General features: G+C 62.1%; 1 protein-coding gene. It reads left to right on the forward strand.

The features are described from left to right. Positions 1 to 203 precede the first annotated feature (203 nt). Complete coding sequence (locus tag P1T08_18895) at positions 204 to 599, forward strand: hypothetical protein (GenBank protein ID MDF1598139.1); 396 nt, start codon at positions 204 to 206, stop codon at positions 597 to 599. Positions 600 to 641: the final 42 nt, after the last annotated feature.

Raw genomic sequence — 641 nt, forward strand, 5'->3', positions numbered from 1 at the left:
GACATCCACAATCCGGCCCACCCGACCCCGATTCAACCCCCAAAACCACCACCAGCCAACCGAATCGGTGGATCCAGTGGGTGTGCTTATCTGATTTGGCCCCACTTTGGGCTGTTTCGCTCGCTTGATTTGGCCCCACTTGGCGCACTGGTTCCTACTCTCGGTGGCTTCTGTGAGGAAGCTGATCGAGGTGGGAGAGGGAGATGTCGAGGGTGAGACTGTTCGAAGAGATTCGTCGTGAGCGCCGTGAGGGGGCTTCGATCCGCGGGTTGGCTGATAGCCATGGTGTGCATCGCCGCACGGTGCGTCAGGCGATCGGCGATGCGACGCCGCCGCCACGCAAGGCCCCTGAGCGTGACGCGCCGGTGTTGGGTCCGTGGAAGGACACGATCCGGGGTTGGCTCGAAGCCGACTTGGAGGTTCCGAAGAAGCAGCGGCACACGGCGCATCGTGTGTGGGAGCGTCTGGTTGGTGAGCATGGTGTCCAGGTCGGCGAATCGACGGTGCGCCGTTTCGTGGCTCTGGTGAAAGCCGAACTGGTGAAGACACCGTCGGTGGCTGTCCCGCAAACCGGCGCTTCGGAATTGAGCGGGGTGTAGGGGTTCCCGGTTGATTAGGAGGGCTCTGCCAATCTGATGGTT

The organism is Acidimicrobiia bacterium (genome assembly GCA_029210695.1).
GTDB lineage: Bacteria > Actinomycetota > Acidimicrobiia > Spongiisociales > JAHEDJ01 > JAHEDJ01.